This window comes from Mesorhizobium sp. P3_A9, assembly GCF_056402975.1.
This window is the reverse complement of sequence record NZ_JBFUGJ010000812.1, coordinates 1-574: the sequence shown is the minus strand read 5'-3', so window position 1 is coordinate 574 and position 574 is coordinate 1. Positions and strand designations below refer to the sequence as shown.

Annotated in this window: 1 protein-coding gene; it reads left to right on the top strand. The window is 64.4% G+C overall.

From position 1 onward, the window contains the following. Nucleotides 1–574 (top strand): sensor histidine kinase (locus tag AC1DX0_RS36880; protein WP_477359601.1); only part of this gene is annotated, 574 nt, incomplete at both ends.

Below are 574 nucleotides of genomic sequence, written 5' to 3'. Positions count from 1 at the left end.
ACGTCGCCGTGCCGGTTCGACCCTCCGACGGCGATGTCGCMTCGCTTGGCGACACSTTCAACAAGATGCTGCTGGAGCTSAAATCGCAACGCAACGAGATCCTGTCGGCMAAGGACCTGATCGACGAGCGGCGGCGYTTTTCSGAAGCCGTGCTTGCCGGCGTCACCGCCGGCGTCATCGGCGTCGATCCCTACGGCATCGTYACCATCGTCAACCGTTCGGCCGAATCGATGCTGGCGATCTCCGCCAGCGCCGCGCTCGGGCAGAATCTGTCCGCTCTTCTGCCGCATGTCGGCCGTGTCTTCGAGATCGGCCGCCAGTCGGGCAAGCCTGTCTACCGCGAGCAGGTGACGTTCTTCCGCGCCGGCACCGAGCGCACCTTCAACGTGCAGATCACCATCGAAGCGGGCGACGACGGTTCGGAGGAAAAATCCTACGTCGTGACGGTCGACGACATCACCGATCTGGTGCAGGCCCAGCGTTCCTCCGCCTGGGCCGATGTGGCGCGCCGCATCGCCCACGAAATCAAGAATCCGCTGACGCCGATCCAGCTTTCGGCCGAGCGCATCAAGCG